At 69.9% G+C, this 23,957-nt stretch carries 19 protein-coding genes and 1 pseudogene; 7 read left to right on the top strand and 13 right to left on the bottom strand.

Going from position 1 to position 23,957, the window contains the following annotated elements; all coding sequences use genetic code 11:
- Positions 1 to 128 precede the first annotated feature (128 nt).
- Both NQZ70_RS16900 and NQZ70_RS16895 read left to right on the top strand, forming a co-directional pair.
- On the top strand, positions 129 to 359 hold the full coding sequence (locus NQZ70_RS16900) for a transcriptional regulator (RefSeq protein ID WP_237244456.1): 231 nt from the start codon (positions 129 to 131) through the stop codon (positions 357 to 359).
- Entirely contained in the window at positions 356 to 916 is a 561-nt protein-coding gene (locus NQZ70_RS16895; protein ID WP_129575124.1) for an RNA polymerase sigma factor, read from the top strand. Before NQZ70_RS16900 ends, NQZ70_RS16895 begins: the two co-directional genes overlap by 4 nt.
- Positions 917 to 1,482: 566 nt before the next feature.
- Here NQZ70_RS16895 and NQZ70_RS16890 read toward each other — a convergent pair.
- The 4 genes from NQZ70_RS16890 to NQZ70_RS16875 form a co-directional block, all read right to left on the bottom strand.
- Positions 1,483 to 2,514 (bottom strand): IS1 family transposase, encoded by a 1,032-nt coding sequence (locus NQZ70_RS16890; RefSeq protein ID WP_129581398.1) that lies wholly within the window; start codon positions 2,512 to 2,514, stop codon positions 1,483 to 1,485.
- Positions 2,515 to 3,150: 636 nt separating this feature from the next.
- On the bottom strand, positions 3,151 to 5,049 hold the full coding sequence (locus NQZ70_RS16885) for an ABC transporter ATP-binding protein (protein WP_207217872.1): 1,899 nt from the start codon (positions 5,047 to 5,049) through the stop codon (positions 3,151 to 3,153).
- A gap of 364 nt (positions 5,050 to 5,413) precedes the next feature.
- Positions 5,414 to 6,307 (bottom strand): sigma-70 family RNA polymerase sigma factor, encoded by an 894-nt coding sequence (locus NQZ70_RS16880; RefSeq protein ID WP_129575122.1) that lies wholly within the window; start codon positions 6,305 to 6,307, stop codon positions 5,414 to 5,416.
- 168 nt (positions 6,308 to 6,475) lie between these two features.
- Positions 6,476 to 7,777 carry an MBL fold metallo-hydrolase gene (locus NQZ70_RS16875; protein WP_129575121.1) on the bottom strand — a complete coding sequence of 434 codons (1,302 nt, stop codon included), beginning with the start codon at positions 7,775 to 7,777 and terminating at the stop codon, positions 6,476 to 6,478.
- A gap of 403 nt (positions 7,778 to 8,180) precedes the next feature.
- On the opposite strand from NQZ70_RS16875, the gene NQZ70_RS16870 reads away from it, so the two are divergent.
- Complete coding sequence (locus NQZ70_RS16870) at positions 8,181 to 8,660, top strand: carboxymuconolactone decarboxylase family protein (protein ID WP_129581397.1); 480 nt, start codon at positions 8,181 to 8,183, stop codon at positions 8,658 to 8,660.
- Positions 8,661 to 8,804: 144 nt separating this feature from the next.
- Here NQZ70_RS16870 and NQZ70_RS16865 read toward each other — a convergent pair whose 3' ends face one another.
- Positions 8,805 to 8,960: a hypothetical protein gene (locus NQZ70_RS16865; protein ID WP_207217870.1), complete on the bottom strand. Its 156-nt coding sequence runs from the start codon at positions 8,958 to 8,960 to the stop codon at positions 8,805 to 8,807.
- A 16-nt stretch (positions 8,961 to 8,976) separates the two neighbouring features.
- Positions 8,977 to 9,132: pseudogene (locus NQZ70_RS53380) on the bottom strand (DUF6968 family protein); the annotation flags it as partial.
- A 407-nt stretch (positions 9,133 to 9,539) separates the two neighbouring features.
- Between NQZ70_RS53380 and NQZ70_RS16860 the strand changes: the two are divergent.
- A complete protein-coding gene (locus tag NQZ70_RS16860; protein ID WP_165374007.1) occupies positions 9,540 to 9,923 on the top strand; it encodes a M48 family metallopeptidase in 384 nt (127 codons plus the stop codon).
- A gap of 129 nt (positions 9,924 to 10,052) precedes the next feature.
- Here NQZ70_RS16860 and NQZ70_RS16855 read toward each other — a convergent pair whose 3' ends face one another.
- The 3 genes from NQZ70_RS16855 to NQZ70_RS16845 all read right to left on the bottom strand — a co-directional run bounded on the left by NQZ70_RS16855 (position 10,053) and on the right by NQZ70_RS16845 (position 15,296).
- Positions 10,053 to 10,409 (bottom strand): hypothetical protein, encoded by a 357-nt coding sequence (locus NQZ70_RS16855; RefSeq protein WP_129575119.1) that lies wholly within the window; start codon positions 10,407 to 10,409, stop codon positions 10,053 to 10,055.
- A 382-nt stretch (positions 10,410 to 10,791) separates the two neighbouring features.
- On the bottom strand, positions 10,792 to 11,178 hold the full coding sequence (locus NQZ70_RS16850) for a fucose-binding lectin II (RefSeq protein ID WP_129575118.1): 387 nt from the start codon (positions 11,176 to 11,178) through the stop codon (positions 10,792 to 10,794).
- Between the two features lie 767 nt (positions 11,179 to 11,945).
- Positions 11,946 to 15,296 carry a PQQ-dependent sugar dehydrogenase gene (locus tag NQZ70_RS16845; RefSeq protein ID WP_165374006.1) on the bottom strand — a complete coding sequence of 1,117 codons (3,351 nt, stop codon included), beginning with the start codon at positions 15,294 to 15,296 and terminating at the stop codon, positions 11,946 to 11,948.
- Positions 15,297 to 15,788: 492 nt separating this feature from the next.
- On the opposite strand from NQZ70_RS16845, the gene NQZ70_RS16840 reads away from it, so the two are divergent.
- The gene (locus NQZ70_RS16840) at positions 15,789 to 16,526 is read left to right on the top strand and encodes a dienelactone hydrolase family protein (RefSeq protein WP_129575116.1); all 738 of its coding nucleotides are present in this window, start codon (positions 15,789 to 15,791) and stop codon (positions 16,524 to 16,526) included.
- Between the two features lie 285 nt (positions 16,527 to 16,811).
- Positions 16,812 to 17,603: a hypothetical protein gene (locus tag NQZ70_RS16835; protein ID WP_272828536.1), complete on the top strand. Its 792-nt coding sequence runs from the start codon at positions 16,812 to 16,814 to the stop codon at positions 17,601 to 17,603.
- Positions 17,604 to 17,698: 95 nt separating this feature from the next.
- On the opposite strand, the gene NQZ70_RS16830 is transcribed toward NQZ70_RS16835, so the two are convergent.
- Both NQZ70_RS16830 and NQZ70_RS16825 read right to left on the bottom strand, forming a co-directional pair.
- Positions 17,699 to 18,199: an MGMT family protein gene (locus tag NQZ70_RS16830; protein WP_129575115.1), complete on the bottom strand. Its 501-nt coding sequence runs from the start codon at positions 18,197 to 18,199 to the stop codon at positions 17,699 to 17,701.
- An 81-nt stretch (positions 18,200 to 18,280) separates the two neighbouring features.
- A complete protein-coding gene (locus tag NQZ70_RS16825; RefSeq protein WP_237245370.1) occupies positions 18,281 to 18,568 on the bottom strand; it encodes a thaumatin family protein in 288 nt (95 codons plus the stop codon).
- 158 nt (positions 18,569 to 18,726) lie between these two features.
- On the opposite strand from NQZ70_RS16825, the gene NQZ70_RS16820 reads away from it, so the two are divergent.
- Positions 18,727 to 19,971, top strand: coding sequence for a hypothetical protein (locus NQZ70_RS16820; RefSeq protein WP_237245369.1), 1,245 nt, complete (start codon positions 18,727 to 18,729; stop codon positions 19,969 to 19,971).
- Between the two features lie 36 nt (positions 19,972 to 20,007).
- Here NQZ70_RS16820 and NQZ70_RS16815 read toward each other — a convergent pair whose 3' ends face one another.
- Positions 20,008 to 21,198: a hypothetical protein gene (locus NQZ70_RS16815; protein WP_129575113.1), complete on the bottom strand. Its 1,191-nt coding sequence runs from the start codon at positions 21,196 to 21,198 to the stop codon at positions 20,008 to 20,010.
- Complete coding sequence (locus tag NQZ70_RS16810) at positions 21,195 to 23,948, bottom strand: family 20 glycosylhydrolase (RefSeq protein ID WP_129575112.1); 2,754 nt, start codon at positions 23,946 to 23,948, stop codon at positions 21,195 to 21,197. Before NQZ70_RS16810 ends, NQZ70_RS16815 begins: the two co-directional genes overlap by 4 nt.
- Positions 23,949 to 23,957 lie beyond the last annotated feature (9 nt).

Here is a 23,957-nt window from a genome sequence, read left to right as displayed (position 1 = left end):
CCCCGATCACGCGAGGTCCGACGATGCAGTTGTACCTGATCCCATCCGATGGTGGGCAAGGCGAAGGTGCGCCCGCGCGCCGCCGCCGTCCCCGTTCCCCCGCGCTCCGCCTGACTGAGGCGGAGCGCATGCGGCTCCGCGCCGCGGTCCGCTCCCTGCGTTCGCTCTACGGCACCTGGGCATGCCTCGCCGAGGTGATGGGCGTCAGCGCCGGAACGCTCCAGCAGCTCGCCAGCGGCAACGGCGGGTCGCACGCGATGGCCCTGCGCGCCGCGAAGGCCGCGGGGGTGAGCCTCGACCAGATCCTCGGCCGGCCCGTCGTCGCCGGCAGGTGCCCGACATGCGGGAGGGCCGGGTGACGAAGCGGCGGAAGGGAGCTCGCCGCCCGCCTGCCGCACGACATCCCCGGAAGAAGCCGACGATGGAGGCGATCCTGGCCGAACGCGGGATCGTGCTCGCCACGCTCGCGGGCATCCCGAAGCGCGACCGCGCCGACGTCGAGCAGCAGGTGCTCCTCGGCGCGTGGCGCTCCGTGAAGCGAGGCAAGTACCGGCCCGACCCGAGGGACAAGCCGCGCGACGCGCTCCGGAAGTGGCTGCACGGCATCGCCTGGCGGCAGGCCGCGCACTACTTCGACAGCGCGTGGACGCGCCGCGCCGTCTTGCACGCGGAGCCGCTCGGCCTGCTGCGCGAACACACCGGCCCGAGCCTTGAGGCACAGCTCCAGGCGCGCGAAACGCTGGAGGCGCTCGCGCACCTGCCGGACTGGCAGCGGGAGATCCTGCTCGCCGTGGACCTTCCGGAGTCGCTCGTCGCGTACGCGCGGTCCCGCGGCATGCACCCCGGCACAGCGGCGAGCCGGCTCAGGATCGCCCGCGAAGCGCTGGCGCTGAAGCTTCGGCGGTGGCGCCGATGAGCAAGCCAGGCGCTATATACTCGAAACTACAGCACAATGTAGCTGTTAGCAGAAACTAACAAGTGAGCATTGCTGCTCAAAACTAGATAGGGCATGATGCCCCAGGCAGCGCCGGGCGTGTCGCGATCGCTTGACGGTCGGAGCGACGCGTGTGTAGGGTGCATCCGGCAACTGACGTCGCCCAGGTAGCGGAAAAGACAAAAGCCAGCGGGTAGCGACCGCTGGCTCCGTCCCGACACCGAAGCGTCGTCACGGTGGATTAGGCCCCACCGCATCCGAATCTGTATCTAGACTAAGCTAGGTGCAGACGTCAAGGGGCTTGATCCGCTTTTTGCCAGCGGAGCAATCATGGCCCCTCGACGTCACATGAAGTCTGTCCATTCGCAGACTTCAACTGGTCATCTTCTTCTCTTCAAGCTCTCGTTCGACACTTCGGACGAACCGCCGCGCGTGAAGCTGCACCGGTCGATGAGGCAGCTCGTTCTGCCCATCTTCGGTCCGGGCTTCCCTCCGCCCCTCGATCCGAGCCTGCGTCGCGTAGAGCGACCGCGCCGCTATCGGCGTAGCTAGTCGTCCAGGTCACCGAACAACGAGAGCTGCCCCCGCCTCGGCTTCGGGGCGGGCGGCGGCTCCGGCTCTGTGGGCGCCACAGGCGCAGCCGGAGCGGACCCAACCAACCGGAGGAAGCCCCGGCCGTTCGGCAGGGCCCTGGCGGGCGCCGTAGGCGCTCCCGCGGGCGGCTCAGGCAGCTTGAGCGCCTTCGGCTTCGGCGGCTCCGCGGGTGCCTCGGAGAGCGCCAGGGCGACGAGCTCCTCGATGCTCCACACGTGATCAGTCAGTCCGGCCTCCATGGCGGGCGTGACGCGCAGGGCTTCGTGCGGGCGGCAGAAGTTGTAGAACGCCATGTGCAGCGCGACAGCCGCCTTGTGGTGCGGCAGGCGCTTGCTGAAGCCGTTGCAGAGCCGGGTGAAGCGGCGGATGTGCATGCGGATCGTGAGGTTCTGCCGCTCGACGTGGCTCGTGCTGGCGCGCTTCACGTCGGGCACGCCGTAGACGGGCGTGCGCGTGATGAACGGGTCGCGCGGCGGCTCGTACCTGTGATCGTCGTCGCGCCTGGCCTTCCGGCTGTAGTTCTTGACGACCTGGGCGTAGTCGACCGAGCCCGCGAACGAGTCGCCGACCGCGGCGATGTAGGGCTGCCAGCCGTCGCTGTAGAGCTGCGGGACGGTCACCAGCCGGGCGCGCAGATCCGCGATGAAGGCGCGCGTGTTCTCCTCGTCGCGCTTGCCCACGCGGTACGAGATCACGAGCTTCGACGCGCTCGCCATGCCGACGAAGACGTATGCCTCACCGACCTCGGGCGAGTCGCCTGGCTGCACGCGCGCCTGCTTCTTCTGCACGTAGCTCCAGATCTCGTCGACCTGCACCGCGCGGCAGTCGACGTCGCGCACCAGCCGGTTGTGCAGCCGCTCGCAGCCCTCGCCGACGCGAAGCAGCAGCGCCAAGATCGCCGGCTTGCACACCTCCGTGAGCCGTGACGTGGGGCGGATGCCCGCTCCCTCAACAAGATGAGCCACGACCTCGACGCGCTTCGTCATCGGCAGCACGTGTGCCATGCAGGGCCTTGCCTCTCCCCAAGCGGGGGCCCATGCTGCACGTGCGTCGTGCGCAGGGCGGCCCAACCGCTCGGCGTTCCGCAGCCCTGTCTCCGGGGACCAGCCGGGGGCAGGGCGCTTTGCTAAGTACCCTGCAATGTAGCACAGAAAGCCTATGTTTCCCGGAGTTTTCGTGTAGCTATGATGTGGACTGTCATATCCATCTTGCGCGATTACAGCCTGTTTAGCGGCTCTTCTGCGCGGTCAGTCGCGAGCGCTGACGGACAGCGCCAGCCCCGTGGTGGGGTCGCTGCGCGCGTGCGGCTCATCCTGGAGAAGGGGGCGGACGGTGCGCGGGAGAGGACGCTGCGCTTCGGGGGGCGTCGCTCGTCAAGGCGGTGCGGGCTCGGTTGGTCAATTTTGACCACCACCTCCCGGCAGCCTCCGGGTTGAATTTCAATTCTCCGGGGACGCGCCGGGCAGCCTCCGGGTTGAATTTCAATTCTCCGGGGACGCTCCGGGCAGCCTCCGGGTTGAATTTCAACTCTCCCCGGAGGCTCCCGGCAGCCTCCGGGTCGAATTTCGTGAGCCCGTCGGCCCGGACCTCCGCGTCCGGATGACGAGGCGGCCGCCGCCGGCTCAGTCCACGTAGTAGCTGGCCTGCTTTGTGAACATCTCGTGATACTTGCCCTTCAGCCCCATGAGCTCTCGGTGCGATCCCGCCTCGATGATGCGCCCCTTTTCCAGCACGACGATCCGGTCCACGAAGCGGGTGAGCGCCAGCCGATGGCTCACCACGATCGACGTCTTCCCGCCCATCATCTCGCGGATGAGCTGTATGACGTGGTGCTCTGCATCCGGGTCGATCGCGGACGTGGGCTCGTCGAAGATGAGCAGATCGGCCGTCCTCGCGTTCAAGAGCGCCCTCGCGATGGCGAGCCGTTGCCACTCCCCCCCCGAGAGCTCGGTCCCCCCATCGACGCCCTTCCAGAGGACCGTGTCGAGCTCTCCCGCGAGACCACCGAGCCCGACCCTCTTCAGGGCCAACCTGATGTCATCATCGCTGGCCCCGGTTTGCCGCACATCGACATTTTCACGAACGGACAGGGGAAACCTCGCAAAATCCTGGAAGACGGCGCATATCCTGCTCGTGTCTCCGCGCCCGTCGCTGGCATCGAGGTTCGCGGCGGCTCCGTCCCACTGGATCTGTCCCGACGTCGGGCGGTAGAACCCGCAAATCAGCTTCACCAGGGTAGATTTGCCCGACCCGTTCTCTCCGACGACGGCGATCTTCTCTCCTCGAGCGATCAGCAGGTTCACGTCCCGAAGCGCGAGCTCCGCGCTGCCAGCATACCGCAGGGATACGTCCTTGAGCCGGATCCCCGGGACAGGATACCGCTCTGCCTCCGGGCGCGCGTCCCCGCGCGGCGGCTCGGGCAGGTTCAGCAGCTCGGTCAACGGCTTGGTCGCCAGCAGGGCGCCGATGATGTCTCCACCGTTATAGATGGTGACGGCCAGCCCGTTTCGTATCTGTACGATGACGCCGATGAGCAGCGACACGTCTCCGACCGTGAAGCCTCCATTCAGCGCCTCTTTGACGACGTACACGAACGGGACCGACATGCCCAGGCCGCTCAGCAGAGACCAGAGCGATATCTGATACGCTCCTCTCTTGCGGACGGCCATGAGATCCCTGAGGAACGTCTCGTACAAGCTGCTCCACCGCCGGAGGACCCACTCCTGCATGGCGAAGAGCCTGAGATCCTTCGCGAACTCTTGCTGCGTGAGGATTCGCTCGCCGAGCTGTAGCCGATTGAACGTGGACGCGTGAAAGGTCTCGATGTCCCAGCTCTTGCGCTCGTTGGTCGCCTTCGCGTACAGCACGGGGGTCATGCTCGACACGAGCACCAGCGGGATCCACCACTTCAAGCTGGCTGCCAGGACGAGCGCCGGGATCATGCCCAGGACGCCCATCAGCGTATAGGACGACGTATGGACCAGCTCGTTGATCGAGCTCAGGCTGCGGCGCGCGAGGATCACCAGATGATTCAACCTCGGCTCATCGAAGAAGGTGAGCAGCGGTTGCTTCGATATCTCCTCGTTGATCTTCAGCGACACGTTCCTGCGTACACGATCCTTGAACGAGTCGCCGACGAAGCCCTCCATCGCCTCCAGGACGTCTCCGAGAGCGTTCAACACAACGACCAAGACGGCCAGGAGCAACGCCGAGTAGGCCAAGAGCTCGTACGAGGTCTTGGGTCCGGCGCCAGCGATCTTGTCGACGATCATCGCGTTCAGCCAGACCGTGAGGCTGGGGGTAGCCCCAGCGAGCGCCTGAAAGAGGACGAGCGCCGCGAGGCTCCCCCAGGAGGGACCTACGAGCACCTTGAACAGGAGCGGTAGGCGACGGAGGGCCGCGCGGTGAGGATGTTCCTCGTCCGCGAGGACGCCCACGTGGTCGCCGTCGCCGTCGTCGATCGCGCCATCCCGCGCCGGACCGTCGCCTTGGTTGCCTCGTTCGCCGTGCGCTTGCTTCATGTCAGCCATCAAGCAAGCTCCACTTCAGCGTTCGGCCCAGGCCCTCTCAGGCTGCATCTCCTTCCGGGGTGGTCCACGGGGGCGCAGACATCGATGTGCTGGAAGAACGTCTGGATGTCGGAAACTTCATTCTCTCCGACCCTGGAGGACATCATCCGGGAGTCCAAGCACGCTTCGTGCCGCAGCTCGAGCGGCACCAGCCCGGAGACCAAGCCCGAGCGTCCACGTCGTAGTGCCGGCGTCCCCTTTCAAACAGGTTTTCCAAGGATGGACGCGATCCCGCAGATCGTGGCGGCCGGGCGGCAGGAGCTCACGGCCGCTCGCGCCGCCCCTCGGGAGCGGCGATCCGCGTCGCCGACCGGCTCTAGGTTTCCGGGTGCGGTCCGTCGTCGAGGGCCGACAGGTCGAGATCGCGGAGCTGCTCGGGGTCGCCGATGACGTCGATCCCGGCGATCTTCCCCTGCGCGAGCGTGAACCGGAGCACCCGGAAGAGCCGCCCGCGCGGGGCCAAGACGACGCCCACCGCGCCGTCCACGAGCGCAGGCCGGGCGAGCTTGGCGCCGCGCGCGCCGGAGAGCGCCTGCTTGGCGCAGGCGCGCGCGCCGCGGACCTCTTTGCCGGCCGGGGGCGCGGCCGTGGCGTCGCCGCGGAGCACGACGTCCGGGTCGAGGATCGACACGAGCGCGTCGAAGTCGCCGCCGCGCATGGCCGCGAGGAAGGCGTCGACGACCTCGCGCTGGCGGCCGACGTCGGCGTCCGGGGACGGGGGCGCCCCCTGCACGCGGCGGCGGGCGCGGCTCGCGAGCTGCCTCGCCGCGGCCGGGGAGCGGCCCACGATGGTGGCGATCTCCTCGAAGGGCACCGCGAACAGGTCGTGCAGCACGAACGCGAGCCGCTCGGCCGGGGTCAGCGTGTCGAGCACCACGAGCAGCGCGAGGCCGACGGAGTCGGCCAGCACCGCCTCGCGCTCGGGGTCGGTCCCGGCCTCGCGGTCCGCGGCGGGGTCGGGCGCGGCCATCGGCTCCTCGCGCCGCGCCTTGCGCGAGCGCAGCATGTCGAGGCACACCCGCGCCACGACCGTCGTCAGCCACCCGCCCAGGTTCTCGACGCCGCTCGTGTCGGCGCGGCTCAGGTGGAGCCATGCCTCCTGCACCGCGTCCTCCGCCTCGCCCACGGAGCCGAGCATCCGGAACGCCACCGCCCGCAGATGGGCCCGGTGGGCCTCGAACCGCTCCGCCAGCCAACGATGTTCATCCATCCGTCACACTCCCTCGTCCTGCTTCGTCATGGCTGTGACGAACGAACCCTAGCCGATGTGACGACGCGAACGGACGTTCAGCGTCCGGTCACGTTGGCGAGCCCACCCCTCCCCCTCGAGAGGATCACGATCCTGCGGAAGGCACGGAGGAAGATCCCCGCGATGAGCTCAGCGTGTTTGGAGCGTGTCCCGGCGCGCGGCGAGCCATACGGTCCCGGCGGTGGCCAGGAGGGCGGTGGCACCGAGGAGATAGAGCCGGCGCAGGGCGACCGCCGTCTTGTCGGGATCGAAATCGGTGAGCGAGCTCCGCGCGCCGCGCGGCAATACCCAGGCGTCGCTCCCGCCGCCGATCGCGCGCACCGCCCGGCCGAGCCTGCCCTCGGGCGCGATCCGGCCCTGAGCGTACAGGATCCAGCGGCCCAGCGGCGTATGCCCCTTCGGCTTCTGCTCCATCGACGCGATGACGCGGCGGAGCTCGGCGGCCGTCTCGGCCGCGCTCCCCTCGCCCGGCAGGCGGGCCCATTCCCCGTGGCCCGGCAACACCCACGCGAACCTCAGCCATCCGGCCTCGGCCGCCGCGAGCAGATAACGCACCGAGCGGGTCTGTCGCTCCCAATCCTCCCAGCATTGCAATCGATGCGCCACGAGCTGACCCGAGACGCGCGAATAGCTCAGGTGATCGCCGGTGAACAGGAAGCGGCCTCGATAGAGGAGGCATAGCGAGCCCGGCGTGTGGCCGGGCTGCGGCACGATCACGATCTCGGCCTCCTTGGCCGCCTCTCTCGAGAGCGGCTCCCCCTCGGGGGAGAGCGCGCCGAGCTCGTCCCCGAGCTTGATCTCCACGTCGCCGGTCGAGGCCATGTGCTCGGTCTCGCGGAGGTTCACGTCGGCGGCGCCGATGATGCGGCGGCAGCCCGGGAAGCGGCTGGCGAACTCGGCGTGGTGGTGCGCATGATCCCGGTGCGTCAGAAAGAGCCATCGCACGCCGCCGTGCTCCGCGAGCCAGCGGAAGACCTCCTCGCTCGGCTTCGGGGGATCGATCAGCACCCCGCCTCCGTCCCGCTCGATGAAATAGGACAGGGCGCTGATGTTCTTGATGGATGGCTGTCCGACGATCCAGACGTGATCCTCGATGAGGCGCGGAAAACCGCGCCAGGGCGAGCCGAGGGCGCCCCGGCGGACCCGCGACGCGCCCGGCTTGAGCTTGAGGGCGCCGAACGGGCACGCCGCGACCGCCGTCCGCGCCGCCATCAGATCTTCCTGGCTCCGCGGCTGCCGCAGCACCCCCGTGAAGGCGCCCGCCTCGTAGGAGCCCGGCAGCACCGAGAGGCGGCGGCCTTCCGGGAGGTCGCTGGCCGGCACCACCTCGCCGAGGAGCTCCGGCGCGTAGTTCCGGCACGTGCCGGCGCCGCAGCACTTGCGCGTGACGAACAGCTCTCCCCAATCCTCGACCTGCATTTCGTCTTGCATCGCGGTACCTCGTGGACGGCAATCGCTGGTGGAGCGTCTCTCAGCCGAGCTCGGCGCGCGAATCGTGCGAGCTCGAGGGAGGTGCTCGCCGCGCGGCCCGCGCTCGCCGCGGCAGTGTCGAGGGCGACGGTAGCTTCTCCGGCTGCGCTTGACCAGGCGGCGACGTGCTGCGCGACGCCTCCTTAACTCGAGCCAGCATCGCCTCGCGCTCCGGGTCGCGGGCCCGGTGGGCCTCGAACCGCTCCGGCCGCCAACAATTTTCATCCATCGGTCACACTCCCTCGCCGCGCTTCGTCATGGCTGTGACGAACGAACCCTCGCCGATGTGACGACGCGAACGGACGTTCAGCGTCCGGTCACGGTCGGCGAGCCCACCCCTATCCTCGAGAGGATCACGATCATGTTGAAGGCACGGATGAAGAACCCCGCGATGCTCATGCCCGAAGTCGTGCAGCCCATCCACGCCCTGCTCGGCGCGGCGAAGAAGAGCGGCGTGCCGGCGCGGACGCTCGAGCTCGTCCACCTGCGGGTGAGCCAGATCAACGGGTGCGGCTTCTGCGTCGACGTGGGCGCGCGCGACCTCAAGAAGGCGGGCGAGACCGACGAGCGCATGTTCGCCGTGGCGGCCTGGCGCGAGACGCCCTATTTCACCGACGCGGAGCGCGCCGCGCTGGCGCTCGCCGAGGCCGCGACGAGGCTCAGCGATCGCGCGGATCCGGTGCCCGACGACGTCTGGGAGGAGGCGGCGAGGCACTACGACGAGCCGGCGCTCGCGGGGCTGATCCTGCACGTCGCGCTGGTCAACTGCTTCAACCGCTTCAACGTCACCACGAGGCAGATCGCCGGCTCGGTGAAGTGGGAGGCGCGGGCGGACGGTCGCTGAGGAGGCGGGGATAGGGGCCGAGGTTCACCGGCGTTCATTGCGTGGCGAGCGAGCGCATTCTAGGGCGCCGTGTAGGTGGATGCCGCCCACGATCCGCAGGTTGCGGACGTGATCTCGCCCCTGGTCGACGATCTCAGCCCGGAGCTACCGGCCCCCGCGCGCATTCTTCTCGTCCACGAGCTTCTGGATCTCCTCGTCGATGAGCTGCTCCATCCTCTGGGAGAATGCGACCCCGATGGCGTAGTGCGTCAGCTTCGGGAACCCCGCGTCCCCCGGGCTCCCCACCCTCCCACGATACACGAACCCCGGAAGCTTCGAGCGCGAACCGGATGGCGTGGAGGGCGTTGAGGAGCGCCGAGACGCCATCGATCCCGAGACCTCGATCCGACCGAGGCTCGGGGATGCCGTCGATGGTGAACGGGCACGCCCATTCTCCCGGCTGAACCTCCCGAGGCTGGCCGATCGCCACCATCAATCCCGTGAAGATCAACTCATTGGAAGAGGACCGCAAGGGCGCAAGGGACGCAAGGGGAAGAGAAGAATAGATTTCCATCACCGTTCCCTTGCGCCCCTTGCGCCCCTGCGGTCTCTCTTGCTGCTGCATGCCGTGCCCTTCCAGCTTGCTTCCCGCAGCGATGTTCCGGCGGACGGATCAACGGGCTGCGGCGCGATGTCGAGCGATGTCGTGCCGATGGTGCAGAAGCGAACCGTTCTCGAACACCTCACGCGCGACGAGCTGATCTCCATCGCCGACGCGTTCGACGTCCACGTCCAGGATCGGCGGAGCAAGGAGAAGCTGGTGGAGGCCGTGACGGCCTCCAGGAGCGCCACGCTGGCCGCCGTTCTGCCGTCGTACTCGCGGGACCGGCTGAAGGAGCTTTGCTCCCGCGGGGGCTCGCGCCCGAGCACCGCGGCGCGTACGCGCGGGCGGCGCTGCTCGACTGGTACAGGCGGCGCGCCGCGGAGCGCCTGCCCGCGTGGGCCGCGCCGTGGGCGCAGAAGTTCGGGGTGACGTGCCGGCGCCTCGTCGTGACGGACCAGGCGAAGCGCTGGGGGAGCTGCTCCCGCGGCGTCCTCCGGCTCAACTGGCGCATCGTGCAGGCGCCGAGGGCCCTCATCGACTACGTGCTCGCCCACGAGCTCGCGCACCTGATCCACGACCACCATGGGCGGGAGTTCTGGGCGACGCTCGGCAGAGTAATGCCCGACTACGAGGCCAGGAAGGCCCGCCTGGGAGAGCTCGGGCCGGCGCTCCTGTGGTGACGGCGTCTCCCGCGGTCGGCGGCCGCCATGCTCTCTTGGAACCTCTGGGCTGCATAGAACCCGCGCCGGAGCTGTCGATGAATGAGAGCGCGCGCACCAGGCGCATAGCCGCTGCCCGCCGCTTCGACGTCACTGACCTCCCTGTCCGGCCGGTGATGTGTCACTTTCTTTCAACGCGCGCGCGCACCGTTCAGCCAAATCATGGATCTCTCGCGCGGCTCGACGCGCTTCGTCGCTGTCCAAGCCCGGCGCAACCAGCCGATTGATCCGCTTGACCAGCTCGAGATTGTCAGCCGAGAAGTCGGCCGTTCCGACGCCGAGCTTGCCCGCCGCGTGCAGCTCGACGAGCCGCTCATACGCCTTCTCGAACGAAGCGAGACTTTCAAGGACGGTCTGTCGGTTTGCGACCACATAGGCCCACGCAGCTACGACATCGACCGTGTGCGCCCCGCTGTAGAAATCAACCAGCACATCCTGGATATCCATCACAATCCTCCCCGGCGGTGCTCCCGCTGTAGTTCTCTCGCAGGCCGACCTATCCGCAACCCAGGCTCCGCCATGCTTAGTTTGCGCCAGGGGCTCGCGCTTCCTTCGGCGTGCCTCGCTTGACCTCCGGCAGCTCCCGCCGGCGAAACAGCTCCCCGGGTGGGGCGCCGAGCACGTCGGTGAGGTTCACCAGGACGGCGACCCCCACGTTGATCTTGGCGCGTTCGACCTTCCGGAGGGAGCCGAGGGCGATTCCGGCTGCGGTGGCGAGCTGCCGCGCTCCCGCTCCGCCAGCCTGGCACGACGCGCCGCCGGAGCTCAGGGAGCCCGCAGGCCGCCCGTCAACCGCCCCGGCGCCCCGCCTCCGGATCTCCCGCCAGGACTACAGGGGCGTGCTCCAGCTGAGCTCGAGCACGCTGTCGTTGTAGTCGCTGTCGTCTCCGTTCTCGGCGACGATCACCAAGAGATTGTAGCTGCCGATCGTGTAAGGACCGCCCGATTTCAGCTGGCGCGACTTGAGCCACTCTGCGTTGATGTCCGTTTGATACTCGAACTTCACCTGCAGCTTCGCCCTCGAGTTGGCGACGATGGTCGACTGGCCCGTCATGGCATTGCGCTCGCCAGAGCCCGCGAAGACGCACAACACCTCATCGTTGCGAGTCACCGTTATCCGTTGCGTGTGCCTCGAGTTCGTCGTCACCTTGATGGTCACGGTCACACCATCCGGAAGCTCGTCGATTTCACAGGTGTTGCCGTTCAATTGAGGCATCTGCTCATGCTCCTTCGTGGGGATCGCGCGCCGCGGCCGGGAGGACGACCGTCGAGAGCGAGGACGGTCTCGCGGCGTCAGAGGATGGCTATCAAACCTGCCGCAAGCGTGCAACGGCAAACCTCTTCCTGCGCTGGACGCGGTCACAGGCCGACCGATCCGGCTCAGCCGGAGCACGGCGCGCCGCCCCGCGGCGGGGCAGGCGGGTGCCCCGCGGGCCAGGGCGGCTCGCCTTGCGCCGTCCCCGCCGGGCTCGGCGTCCGGTCGCGGAGCCGGTCGGGTGTGGGCGCGGCGGGTACGATGGAGGTTGGAGCTCCCCCTTGAAGGCGCGCCGCTCCGCTCCGGCGGCGGGACACCCCTGTCGCGGCGCGATGCAGAGCGGCTATGCTGCGCGCCATGCACGACCCGGATCCCAGACACGGTGTCCTCGAGCTCCGCGAAAAGGCGAACGGATCCTTCGTGTCGCGGTCCATGGAGACCTCTCAGAGGAGATCGCGCGCTCGATCGCCACAGCCTCCCAGCGCATCGCGGAGAGCGGCCGAGAGGTCCTGGTGCTCGTCGACGTGAGCCGCCTGGAGGCCGTCCCGGATGTCGTTAAGTCCCAGCAGGAGCTGTCGGCGGCGCCCAGGATCGCGCTCACGCCGGAAAGATCACCGTGTCAGCACAACCTCCCCAATTGCATTCTTCTCTTCCTCGTGCGTCCCTATGTGCCCTTGCGGTCCTCTTCCCATGAATCGACTTTCGCCGAATATCACGTGAGCGGCGTCCTACGGGCAGCCCGTCAGGCCGTCGATCCACTGCTCTAGCAGCGCCGCGCCCTCATCGTCGGCGAGCTTGCTGCCGATGGGCGGCATGAAGCTCGCCGAGCGCTGGCTCATGCGCAGCCAGACCACCGACGCGTCGTGCGCGCCCGGCTCGATCAGCGCGAGCCCCGGATAGTCGGTCAGGATCGACTCCTGGTCGCAGAGGTTCTTGCCGGCAAACGGCGTGTCGTAGCGATAGTCCGCGGTACCGTAGCCGGGGCCGCCCGGGCGGTGGCAGTTCGAGCAGTTGACGTGCAGGTAAGCGTCGGCGCGCATCTGCAGCGACGCGCCGGGCTGCGCGTGCGGCGGGAACGGCGGCAGGCTGGTGAGGTTGCCGCTCAGCATGCCGATGCCGTTCAGCGTGTCGAACTGGTTCGCCGTGCGGCCGGTCGACGGATAGAGCTGGCTCACGTTGAGCTGCCGCGTCTCGAGGCCCAGGCTGAAACCGGCGGCGCTGCTGTGGCACTCGAAGCATTGCGCTTCGGTCGGGTAGCTCCAGACGTGGCCGCCGGCGAGCGTCTTGGAGGCGCCGTCGATCGGATCGACCAGGAAGGCCTCGTCCTGCGCGTCGTTCCACCGGTACGTGTAGGCTCCGTACGCGCCGCTCGTGAAGCGCACGAAGAAGCGCGTCTCGAAGTACTGGCCCTGCCACTGGAAGCTCTTGATCGTGACGGCCCCGGGCGGCAGCTCGAAGTCGCCGTCGTCCTTCACGTCGAGCGTCGTGCCGTTCGGCAAAGCGAGGTAGCGCGACTTCAGCGCGCCGTCGGACCAGAACGGCTCGGCGATCGCGTACGGGATCACCCCGGGAGCGAGCGCCGGCGGGTTCGCGACGCTGATGAAGCAGGGGTGGTCGCTGAGGAGGACCGGCGGATCGATCGCGCCATTGCCGGCCACGCACGCGGCGTTCGACGGCCGCGCGTCGAGGCCGAGCTGGCTCCCCATGCAGGTGTCGCAATCCCATGGGCAGCTCGCGCACGTCTCGCTGCCGTTGCAGGCGCGATCGCCGCAGATCGGGCCCGCGTCGGGGAAGCCCCAGATCTCGATCTCGGCGAGCTCGACCGGTCCGCCGACGTTTTGCATGCAGACCGACACGCGCGTGACGCCGGGCACGTCGGCGAAGTCCACGGTATTCCAGGCCGGCATCGCGCTCGGCGTGTCGGTGTACGCGAAGGCGTCCACGTAGCCGCCGCCGGTCTGGACCTGCACCTTCCAGGTGTCGGTATGCCAGGCGCCGTCGTTGTCCTCGAGCAGGCGCGCCGAGCTGATGGTGTAGGAGCCGCCGAGATCGTAGGTGACGCAGCTCGGCGAAACCGCGCTGCTCACCTTGGCGGTCAGGTTGCCGTCGGCGAGGCCGGCCACGCTCGACCAGCCGCCGGTGTCGCTCACGTGGGCCAGCGTCAGCTTGGCGGGTGTGCCGCTGCACGCGCCGCAGTCCGCCGCGCAGCTGCCGCACGTCTCGCCCGCGTCGCAGGAGCCGTCGCCGCACGCGGGGCCGGCGCTGCCGCAGGCGGTCGCCTCGAGATAGAAGCGCTCCCAGGACGTGGCGTCTCCCGTCGCGCAGCTCGTGCCGTTGCCGCCGTCGCCGCTCCGGATCGGGCCGGTGGTGCTGGTGGCCTTCCAGTGCGGCGCCGTGCCGGTGAGCGCCGCGTAGCCCTTGCCGTTCGGGTAGAGGCCGCCGCTCGAGCAGTCGTATTCGGTGAACGCGCCTGCGGTCGTCGACGTCGCGTCCATCGTGAGCTCGTTGGCGACGACGCGCAGGTAATTGCCGGAGCTGCTCTTGAACTTGAAGGCGGCGCCCGACGGCACCTTCTCGAAGATCTGCGCGGCGGCCTGCGTGCCGCCGGGAACGACCTTGTTGGCGGCGTCGAGCACCAGGTAGTTGTTCGTGCGCTGCGAGCGTATTTTGACGCAGCTGTTGCAAGTACCGTTGTCCACGTACTGGCACATGCCGCTCACACACGAGTCCGTGGTGCATGTCGAGCCGTCGTTGCAGGTCGCCGAGCTCGTGCAGCACTGGCCGTTGTCGGTGTACGTGCAGCCGCTCGTGGCGTTGCAGCCGTTGGTCGTGCAGGGGTCGTTATCGTCGCAGCTCAGCTGTGTGCCGGCCTTGCACTGGCCGGCGACGCAGGTCTCCGCGCCGGTGCAGACGTCGCCGTCGCTGCAATCGGCGTTCGTGGTGCAGGCCGGCTGCGCCATGTAGATGCGCCCGACCTTGGCGCCGCTGCCGCGCTGCAAGTAATAGAGCGAGCCGTCCAGGCCGACGTCGAGGTCGACGGGGTTGTTCAGCTCGCCGTTCGAGTCGTCCGCGAAGACGGTGACGCCCGTGCCGTCCTGGTTCATGGACCAGATCTGGCTGGAGCAGTAGTCGGCGAAGAAGTACTTGCCGACGTAGGAGGACGGGAAATTCACGACCGTGGGGTTGTAGAAGGTGCCGCCCGTGATCGCGCAGCGCCCGGCGTCGCGCGGGTAGGAGTACACCGGCGGCACCGGCGAGGGGCCGCCGCCATGGCCGTAGTTCGATCCACGCGTGATGAGGTCGATCTCCTCCGGATCGCCCCCGCCCACGTCGTTGGCGAAGATCTTCCCTGACGCGCGCTCGACGGAGAAGGTGAACGGGTTGCGCAGGCCGTACGCCCAGATGGCGCGCGCGAGGCCGGTGGAGGTGCCGTAGAAGGGGTTGTCGGTGGGGATGCTGCCGTCGGCGTTGAAGCGATGGATCTTGCCGAAGGCGTGGTTCAGGTCCTGGGCGTGCGCCGTTTCGGCGTTGTCGCCGTGCGCGACGTAGAGCTTGCCGTCGTTGCCGAAGTGGAGCGCGCCGCTGTTGTGGTTGCCTGCCGCGCTGAGCGGGGGAAAGTCCACGAGCACGACCTCGCTGCCGGCCACCGCCGCGTCGCCGCTCGCCGTGAAGCGGCTGACGCGGTTGTGCGTGCTGCCGCTGGTCGAGGTGTAAAAGAGGTAGACGTAACCGTTGCTCGCGAAGCTCGGGTCGAGCGTGATGCCGACCAGGCCTCGCTCGTTGACGCTGTCGACCGTGACGGTGACGAACGGCGCGGCGAGCAGCGCGTTGTTCTTGATGACGCGCACCTGCCCCGTCTGCTGCGTGACGAAGATGCGACCATCGGGCGCGATCGCCATCGCCGTCGGCTGGCTGAGCCCCGTCGCGATCACCTGGTGCTGGAACCCCGAGGGGATGACGATGGGCTGCCTCGCTTCGTCGATGCCGTCTCGATCGGGCTGTTCGGGACCCTCCGAGGCACACCCCAGGGGGACGAGGCCGACGACGAGCGCCGACGACAGCAGGATGTGCCTGGTCACCGATCCGAACCCATGGGCGCAGCTGCGCAAAGAGCGCAGACGCGCTGCGGCCCATGGCATGGGGACACGAACGTTATTCTTGCGCATGATAGATGTACCTCGAGCATCATCGTCAGAAGGGTTCACGCGCTCCCGGCGTCCCCGCTTCCTCTCACACGCCTCGTTGCCGGCGCGGGCGGCTTCCGTGATCGAGTCGACGTGCCACCTGAAGATTGTCGCAATGGCCAGAGAGGCGCGATCTTTTCGATGCAGCTGTCCAAAGCTCGTCAAAGCACAGCAGTTTCCCGCCAACGTTTCACATGTGTGCCCTCATGCTCACGCCCGGCTCGCCGTCCTCCCCTGGCGCGGGCGAGCGCAGCCGGAGCCCGCTTCGGCGCCGGGCGAGAAGCGGCGGCCTCATCGAGACGGCGCACGGCACGGCTCCGCGTGGAAAGCCACGCTGGTTGCATCGGTGCCAGCGCGCCGATATAGGGGTATCCGTGGAGGTGCGCGATGAACGGAACCAAGATCGAGATCGAGACGAAGGACGGCGTCGCGGACGCCTATGTATCGCATCCCGGGGGCGAGGGGCCGTGGCCTGCGGTGCTGTTTTACATGGACGGGCTGGGCCTGCGGCCGTCGCTCTTCGCGATGGCGGATCGCCTGGCGTCGAGTGGCTATTACGTGCTGTTGCCGAACATGTATTATCGCTCCGGCGCGTACGCGCCGTTCGAGCCCGCGACGGTGTTCGCCGGAGGGTCGGAGCGCGAGCGCCTGATGGCGCTGGTCAACGCCTGCGATGACGCGGGCGCCATGCGCGACACGGCCGCGTTCCTCGACTTTTTCGACGGGCAGCCCCTCGTCTCGAAAGGCAAGATCGCGAGCAACGGCTACTGCCTGGGCGGCGGGCTGTCGATGTGCGCGGCGTGCAACTTCCCCGACCGGCTGGCGGCCGCGGCGTCGTTCCACGGCGGCCGGTTCTTGACCGATCCGGCGACCCCCGCGCAGATCGCGGCCAGCGTGCGCGCCCGCGTGTACATCGGAGTCGCCGAGGGCGATCGGGCGCACACGGCCGAGGTGACGGCGCGCCTCGAGGCGGCGCTCGCCGCCGCGAAGGTGCCGCACGCGATCGAGCTCTATCCGGGCACCACGCACGGCTTCGCGGTGAGCGACATGCCCGTGTACGATCAGGCCGCGTCGGAGCGGCACTGGGACCGCCTGCTCGGCCTGCTCCGCGAGGCGTTCGCGTGACAGGCTGACCGGCGTGTGACGGGGGCTCACGCGTCCGCCAGCGTTCGCTCGGCGCGTCGAGGGGGTGACGGGCTCGTCAAGCCCGTCGTCGTCGGGAGCGTCGAGGCCCATGGCGTGGCCCCGGCCGACGCGGCGAGGACGGCACGGGCGCTCGGATCAGGTTCCTTCCGGCCACCCTCGCAGGTATGGTTGGGCCGGCTGTCCTGGCCGCCCTCGTCGCCGACTCCCGGCGCGACGACCGGCGAGCTCCGGGCCCGCCCAGGTCACCTTCCACGGGAGCTTCTGATGAGAGAGCGCGCAGCATTCCGGACGACAGAGGCGCTCGCGACGGTGATGGCCGCGGCGCTCGCCCTCGCGTGCGGGAGCGCGGCATGCAACGCGATCTCGGGGGTCGACCAGCTCGACTTCTCGGGCACCGCCGGCGCGACGGGCGGCGGCGCCGCCGGCAGCGGTACGGCCGGGGGTGACGCGGGCAGCGGCGGCACGGGCGGCGACGGCGGCACGGGCGGCGACGGCGGCACGGGCGGCGACGGCGGCATGGGCGGCGCCGGCGGCACGGGCGGCGCCGGAACGGGCGGCGCCGGCGGCACGGGCGGCGACGGCGGCACCGGCGGCGCCGGCGGCGCCGGCGGCGCCGGCGACATCTCTTACGACATCCATTGCGGGAACGGCAACATCGCTGTCGGCGTCCACGGCCGGAGCGGCGGCTCGCTCGACAGCGTCGGCCTGATCTGCGCGCCGCTCGCCGGCGACGGCACCCTGGGCACCGCCTTCCAGACCGTGACCGCCGGCGGCAACGGCGGATCGCCGGGCAGCGTGATCTGCCCCGCGAGCCAGGTCCTGGTCGGGATCAACGTCTGGGTCGACGACAACCGGGCTTACCGGGTCGAGCTGCTGTGCCAGACGGTCGAAGCGTGGAAGATGAGCGACATGAACCTCAATGTCGGCTCCGGCATCGGCCCCGCCAATGGCACAGGTTTCGGGGTCAAGTGCCCGATGGGGACCGCCGTCGTGAAGATCGCCGGCAACGCCGACAGCCTCGTGCGCTCCATCAATCCAAGTTGTCGCACGCTGTGACGGGCCCTTCTCTCGCCGGGCTGCGGCGCTCGTGAGAGCGCCTTACACAATCGGACCGAGCCAGCGACAGGAGACCATGGCAAGGAGCAGCCGCCTCACGATCGCCGCTTCCGGGGCGCCGCGCCCCGGGCCTTCTTCGCGGGCGCGGCGACAGGCGTGCTCCGGAACCACCCGAAGCGATCGAGCGACACGTTGCCGCGCTCGTCGAACTCGACGCCCTCGGCCTCGAGCAGCATGCGCTGGAGCGCGCCGCCCACCGGATCCTTGATGGTGACGGCCGCGCGGTGGCGCGGGCGGCTCCCGAGCACGCGCTGCCACGGCACGCCCGCGCCGTCGCCGGTCTCCTTGAGCGCGGCGAGGGCATACCCGACGTGGCGCGCCGCGCGGGGGTGCCCAGCCATCGCGGCGACGGCGCCGTACGTGCACACCCGCCCGGCGGGGATCCGGCGAATGACCCGGTAGAACGCGGCCCACCAGGAGATCGTGTCGGGGAGCGCGGCGGGCTCTCGACGCCCCCGGCGCGGCCCCGGGGCCACCGCGAGCCGGCGGCCGCCCTCCGGAGCTTGCTTGCGCGCGCGGCGGTCCTTGGTGGCCACGCGGCTGGCCTACCACGGCGGGGCGCGCCTGGGGATCCCTGTTCGGTCATGCCCCGGGGCGCGCGAATGCGAGGCGCCAGGTCAAGGGCAGAACACGATGTCGTAGTCTTCCCCCGCGCAGGCGGCCATCGACTCCTGGTCGTCCCCCGACCAGGAATAGGCATCCTTGCATCGCTCTTCGAAGTACACGGCCACGGGGTTCGTGGGATCGTCCCGGTCGGGGCTCACGCAGGAGATCGTCGCGCCGCTCGCGTCCTCGTAGCGGCCCACCTCCGGGCACCGCGCGAGCAGGCTCTCTGGACACGACAGCGTCCGGCAGTCCGGCAGTCCGACGGGCACGATCGCCAGGGGGAGGTTGTGCGCGTCCACGTGGCTGATGTTGTACCAGTGTCATCTCGGCCAGCGTGTGTCGCCCGCCACCGGGGTCCGACCCGGCATACGCCCAGTAGCGCAGCGACGACAGCGGCTCCTCGCTGGTGCCCACGTCGCGGCACGCGAACCGCCCCGGGCCGAGCTCCCCGCCCTCGATGAGGCTCCCCAGGAACTGGAGCGGCTGGTCGCACCGGTTGACGAAGGCCAGCGTGGTCTTCCCGTCCCCGGCGGCGCGGCAGTCGACCTCGACCGGGTCGCCGGGCGGCTGGCCCGTCGAGGCGCTGCTGGCCTCGCTCGACGAGGCCCCGCCGGTCGAGCTGGACGCGGCGCTCACCGAGGTGGCTCCGCCGCCTGTGGCGCCGGGCGAGGCGTCCTGCCCGGGGTCGGCGCAGCCGGCGTCGAGCAGCGCAAAGGCGAGCGGCACGGCCGCGATCTTCCAAGGTTGCGACATGGCGGTCTTCCTGGCGGCGTGTCTCGGGAGGAGACTACAGAACGTCTGGGACGATGTCCCGCCCGCCGAGCTCGACGCATGGCAGCGGAGCCGGCGACGAAGGCCCGCTGGCCGGCTGCGACGCGGCCCCTGGGCCATCGAGCTCCCTCGCGTGTGCCACGGCACAATCTGGCACGCAGCTCGATCGTGCACCGAGCGGTTGAGTCGCCGCGAGCAGCGCTTTTCGCATTCTTCGGCTCTGGCACCGGAGCTGCATGGCGGTATCGCCATGAACACCCGATCGGCCTTTGTCGCTTTGATTCCACTCATGCTGACCGCCTGCGACCCTGCTTTCTGGGACGGAGGCTCGATCGATATCTCCGACGTCTTCAACGGCGGCGCGCACGATCCGCCGGATTCGAGCGATCCCCCGGGGCCGCCTGGCACGGGCGGCGCGGGCGGCGGCGGGGGTAGCGATCCGGGCCCGCTGACGGCGGCCGTCGCGATGACGCGCGCGCAGCGCGAAGCGCTCATGCAGGCGTATTACGATCAGATCATGAACGAGACCGGCAGCGTGGTCTCGACCGCGGCGGCCGGCGGGCAGCCCGACCAGGATCCCAACGATCTCATGCTGCACATCTCGGACATGGGCGAGTCCTGCGACGTCTATCCCAGGTCTCTCCCGTGCGGTGGGCACTGGCAGCTGCGCTTCGTCTTGCCGATCGCCTACCAGCAGGTCGGCGTATACGATCTCGACGATTTCGCGCTCCACGCCTCCGTCTTCGAGACGGGCGCGCCCCACTCTCCGGCGCCGGACGACTGCCCGAAGGGCGGCGGCACGCTCCTCGGCTCGGGCACGCTCGAGATCCTCGCGATCGACAGCGCCGAGGTGCGGTTCCGCGTGACCACCGGCGCGACGCTCATGGGCGGCAACCCGAGCGGAGAGTACACGGCGCCGCGCTGTCCGTGACGCCGCGGCGACGACGCGCGCCCGGTCAACACGGCACTACCGGGGCACGCGCACCACGCGGCCGCCGCCGGCCTCGTCGATGGCGAAGACGCAGGCGCCCTGCACCGCCACGGCCGCGGGGCGCGTGAGGCCCTCGGCGAGCACCTCGGGATAGCCGCGGCAGCCCGCGGTCGGACAGCGCATGACCGTGCCCCCGCCGCGGTCCGCCCAGTACGCGTCGGCGCCGTCGATCACGAGCGCCGCGGGCTCGCGCAGCGGCCGCGACGGCTCGGCCTGCGGCGCGAGCTCCGCCGCGGCGCACGCGTCCACGAGGTCGCAACGGGAAACGCCGCCCGAAGCGCCGTCCGGGTGGGCCCAGGTCCAGAGCACCTCCGCGTCGCCGAGCGCGATCCGGTCCGGATAGTCGAGCAGCACCGCGATCTGCGCCGCGACGGCGCCGGACGCAACGCCCTTGTCGAGGCGGAGCACCCGGCCGAAGTCGGCACCCGTGCCGCGCTGGACCCAGACGACGCTCCCCGCGTCGCCCGGGGCGACCGCCACGCCGCGCGGGTGCGACTGGCTCGGCGCGAGCAGCTCCGGGGCCGCGCCGCAGCCCTCGGCGACAGGGCAGCGCAACAGCTCGCCGGCGGTGCCGCTCGGCTCGTCGCGCGTCCAGTACACGTGCCGCCCGTCCGTCGCCAGGCCGCGCACGGCCTCGGCCTCGCCCGCGCCGAAGGCGAGGAGCGAGGTCGCGCCCGCCGCGCAATCGGCGACCGCGCACCGCCAGAGCCCGTTGGCGGCGACCCAGACGACGAGCTCGCCGGCGACCGCCAGCAGGCCCGGCGACGGCATGGACGACACGAGATCCTCCACCGCGCCCGTCGCCGGGTCGAGGCGGCGGAGGCGATCGCCCGCGCGGCTCGTCCACACCACGTACGGGCCGGCCGCGGCGATCGCCGCCGGGCCGCCGGCCTCCTCGGCCGCGGCGACCACGCACGGGCCATCGCAGTCCGCCGGCGCGCAGCGCCCCGGGTCGCCGGCGTCGGGGCCGGCCAGGCCTCCGCCGCCGGCGCCCTGGCTGGCCCCGCCGCCGGCGCCCTGGCTGGCCCCGCCGCCAGCGCCCTGGCTGGCCCCGCCGCCGGCCCCCCCGCCGGTCAGGCCGTCGAGGTCGATGTAACAGCCGGGCAGCAGCGCGAGGAGGGCCAGCGCGGCCCCCCGCCGCGCCGCAGTGCTGGACCGACCCCTCACCTCCCCGCCTGCCCCCCACCCGACGCGTCCGGATCGAGGACCGACGTGCGGCTGCCACGCCCGCGCGTGTCGAACGTCCTGAGCTTGACCACGCCGCTCACCGCCACCGGCCCCTCATAAACGGCCGAGTCGGCGTCGGGCTCGGCGCCATCGGTCGTGTAGCGGATCTGCAGCCCCGGGAACGCCACGTTCGCCAGGAGCTGCCCGTCCTCGATGCGCGCGCCCGGCAGCGGAAGCCGGTAGTCCACGCCGCCGCTCAGGCGGTCGAGCCGCGGCAGCTCGCGCTGACCGAGGCTGTTGGCGAAGCGATTCCACGCCTCGGCGAGCAGGCCCGCGCGCGTCGCCCCGTCCTCCTCCGCCGCCCACGCCGGGTCCGGCGCCCAGGCCCGCTCCGCGAGGGCGATCAGCTTCGGGAAGATCAGGTACTCCATCGCCCGCTGCCCCTTCGCGTTCTCGCCCCAGAGCTGCCCCTGGATGCCGAGGACGTTGGCCCGGCCGGCGTCGGTCAGCCTGACGTGGTCCCGGAACATCTGCGCCTGGTCGATCGGATTGCCCATGCGGTCCGCGTGGGCGCTCTTGTAGACGTCGAGCGGCACGAACTCGTACGGCTTGCGCGTGTCCACGAACCCGGCCCAGTAATAGCCCGGCTCCGCAGGATCCTTGTCGTAGGCGAGGTCGAAATACAGGTTGGTGGAATTGGAGAGGACCACCGGATAACCCGCGTTGGCGAGCTTGTAGCCGTTGTCCTCGTCCCCCCACCCCCAGACGTTGTTCCAGACATATGGCCTGAAATTGCTGCTCAGGAACTCGGGGTTCGCTTCCTTGTCGACGCCGCCCTCGGCCTGCACTTTCCTCAAGGCGATCTCCTCCCAGCCTCCGGTCACCAGGCCGTGGGACGCGACGATCGCGCTGAGCTCGCGGAGGAAATGGCTCGCCAGGTCCTCCACGGACTCGACGCCGCCAGACGCCTGGCCGAGGAGGGCCTGGCACGACGGGGACCGCTCCCAGACGCCGTCCGGCACCTCGTCGCCGCCCGTATGGATGGTGGTGAGCGTCGCGCCGGCCTCGGCGTAGATCGCGACGAGGTCGTCCACGACCTTCCGCAGGAACCTGTAGGTGGACTCCCGGCAGGGGTTCACCACGTTGTCGTGCCACATCTGCACGGACATGTACTGGGAGGCGTCCTCCAGGTCGCTGAGCAGGAACTCCTCGGCCTTCTCGAGGTCGCCCTCGGCCGCGAGCCTCGCGTAACGCGCCTCCATGGCCTTGACCGCTGCGCGGGCGTGGCCCGGCATATCGATCTCGGGGATCACCTCGATGTGGCGCGCCTTGGCATGACGCAGGATCTCCACGAGCTCGGCGCGGGTGTAATGGCCGCTGCCGCTCGACGCCGGCGACGCCGGGTCCGGGCCGGAGCCGAACGAGGGGACGATCTTGTCGCGGTCGTCGAGCGTATGGCCGCGCCGGGCGCCGACCTCGGTGAGCTCCGGCAGGCCGCTCACCTCGAAGCGAAACCCCTCGTCGTCGGTCAGGTGGAAATGGAACTTGTTGAGCTTGTAGAAGGCCATCACGTCGAGCAGCTTCAGCACGGCCTCCTTGCGCTGGAAGTTGCGCGCGACGTCGAGGTGCATGCCGCGGTACCCGAAGCGCGGGGCGTCCTCGACCGTCACGGCGCCGATCGCGATCTCGGGCTTCGCGGTCCGGTACGCCTCGACGGGCGCGAGGGCGCGCAGGCTCTGGATGCCATAGAAGACGCCGGCCGCGTCGCTGCCCACGATCTCGACCCCCTCGGCGGTGACCGTGAGGCGATAGGCCTCGTCGCCCGCCTGCTTCGGCTGGCCGCCGACGCCGATCGCGCCCGTCGACAGCGCGATCGCCGCCGTCCCCGGCGGCGGCGCGCCCTCGCGGACCTCCGGCGCGGCGCCGAGGAGCGCCCCGAGCGCCTCCGCCAGAAAGGCCGCTTCGCCCTCGAGCCCGGCAGCGTGGTAGATGGGCACGGCCGACGAGAGCAAGAGCTCTCCGGCGCCCGCCTCGAGGAGCACCGGCGTGGGCACGACCCTGTCCACGTCGCCCGCCGGGAACAGGCGGACAGCGAGGTTCTCGTCATAACGAGACGTCGCCGTCGGCACGGGCGTCATGTCGCCGGGAAAACGATCCGTCTGCTTCTTCTCCACGAACGGCGCGACGGCCTCGGAGCCCACCACCTCCGGCGCGGAGTCCACGCCCTCGCCGTCCGTGAACACGAAGTAATAGCCCACGGGCGCGTCCGTCTCCTTGATGGCCCAGTACGATCCATCGAAGGGGATCACCACGCTCTGCCCCGGTTCCAGCGGCTGGAACGCCTCGGTCGGCTCCAGCTTGAAGAAGTCGCCGTTGATGTGGGTGACCTTCACCCCCGCCGGCAGGCTCTCGGGCAGGATCGAGCGCACGAAGTTGAAATACAGCGCCCAGCCGCTGTTCCCGAGCGCGACCTTCCCGTGGTTTTCGATCGTCAGCTCCGAGCCGAAGCTCACCGCAGGGTTCTTGTGGTTGTCCAGCACGCCCCAGGTGACGGCGAAGTCCGCGCCCGACGGGCGCTCCTGCGCCGAGCCGCCGCCACCTCCGGTGCCGCCTCCGCCGCCACCGCCGCCATTGCCCGTGCTGGTGCTCATCGTGGTGCTCGCCGTGGACGAGGATGTCCCGTCGTCGCCGCACCCTGCCACAAACAGGGCGCCGGCGAGCAGCCCAAATCGGAAAACAGGCCTTCTCATGACGCACTC

It is taken from the genome of Sorangium sp. So ce836, from assembly GCF_028553905.1.
Lineage (GTDB): Bacteria > Myxococcota_A > Polyangia > Polyangiales > Polyangiaceae > Sorangium > Sorangium cellulosum_D.
The sequence above is the reverse complement of the archived record's forward strand: the minus strand, read 5'-3'. Positions and strand labels throughout refer to the sequence as shown.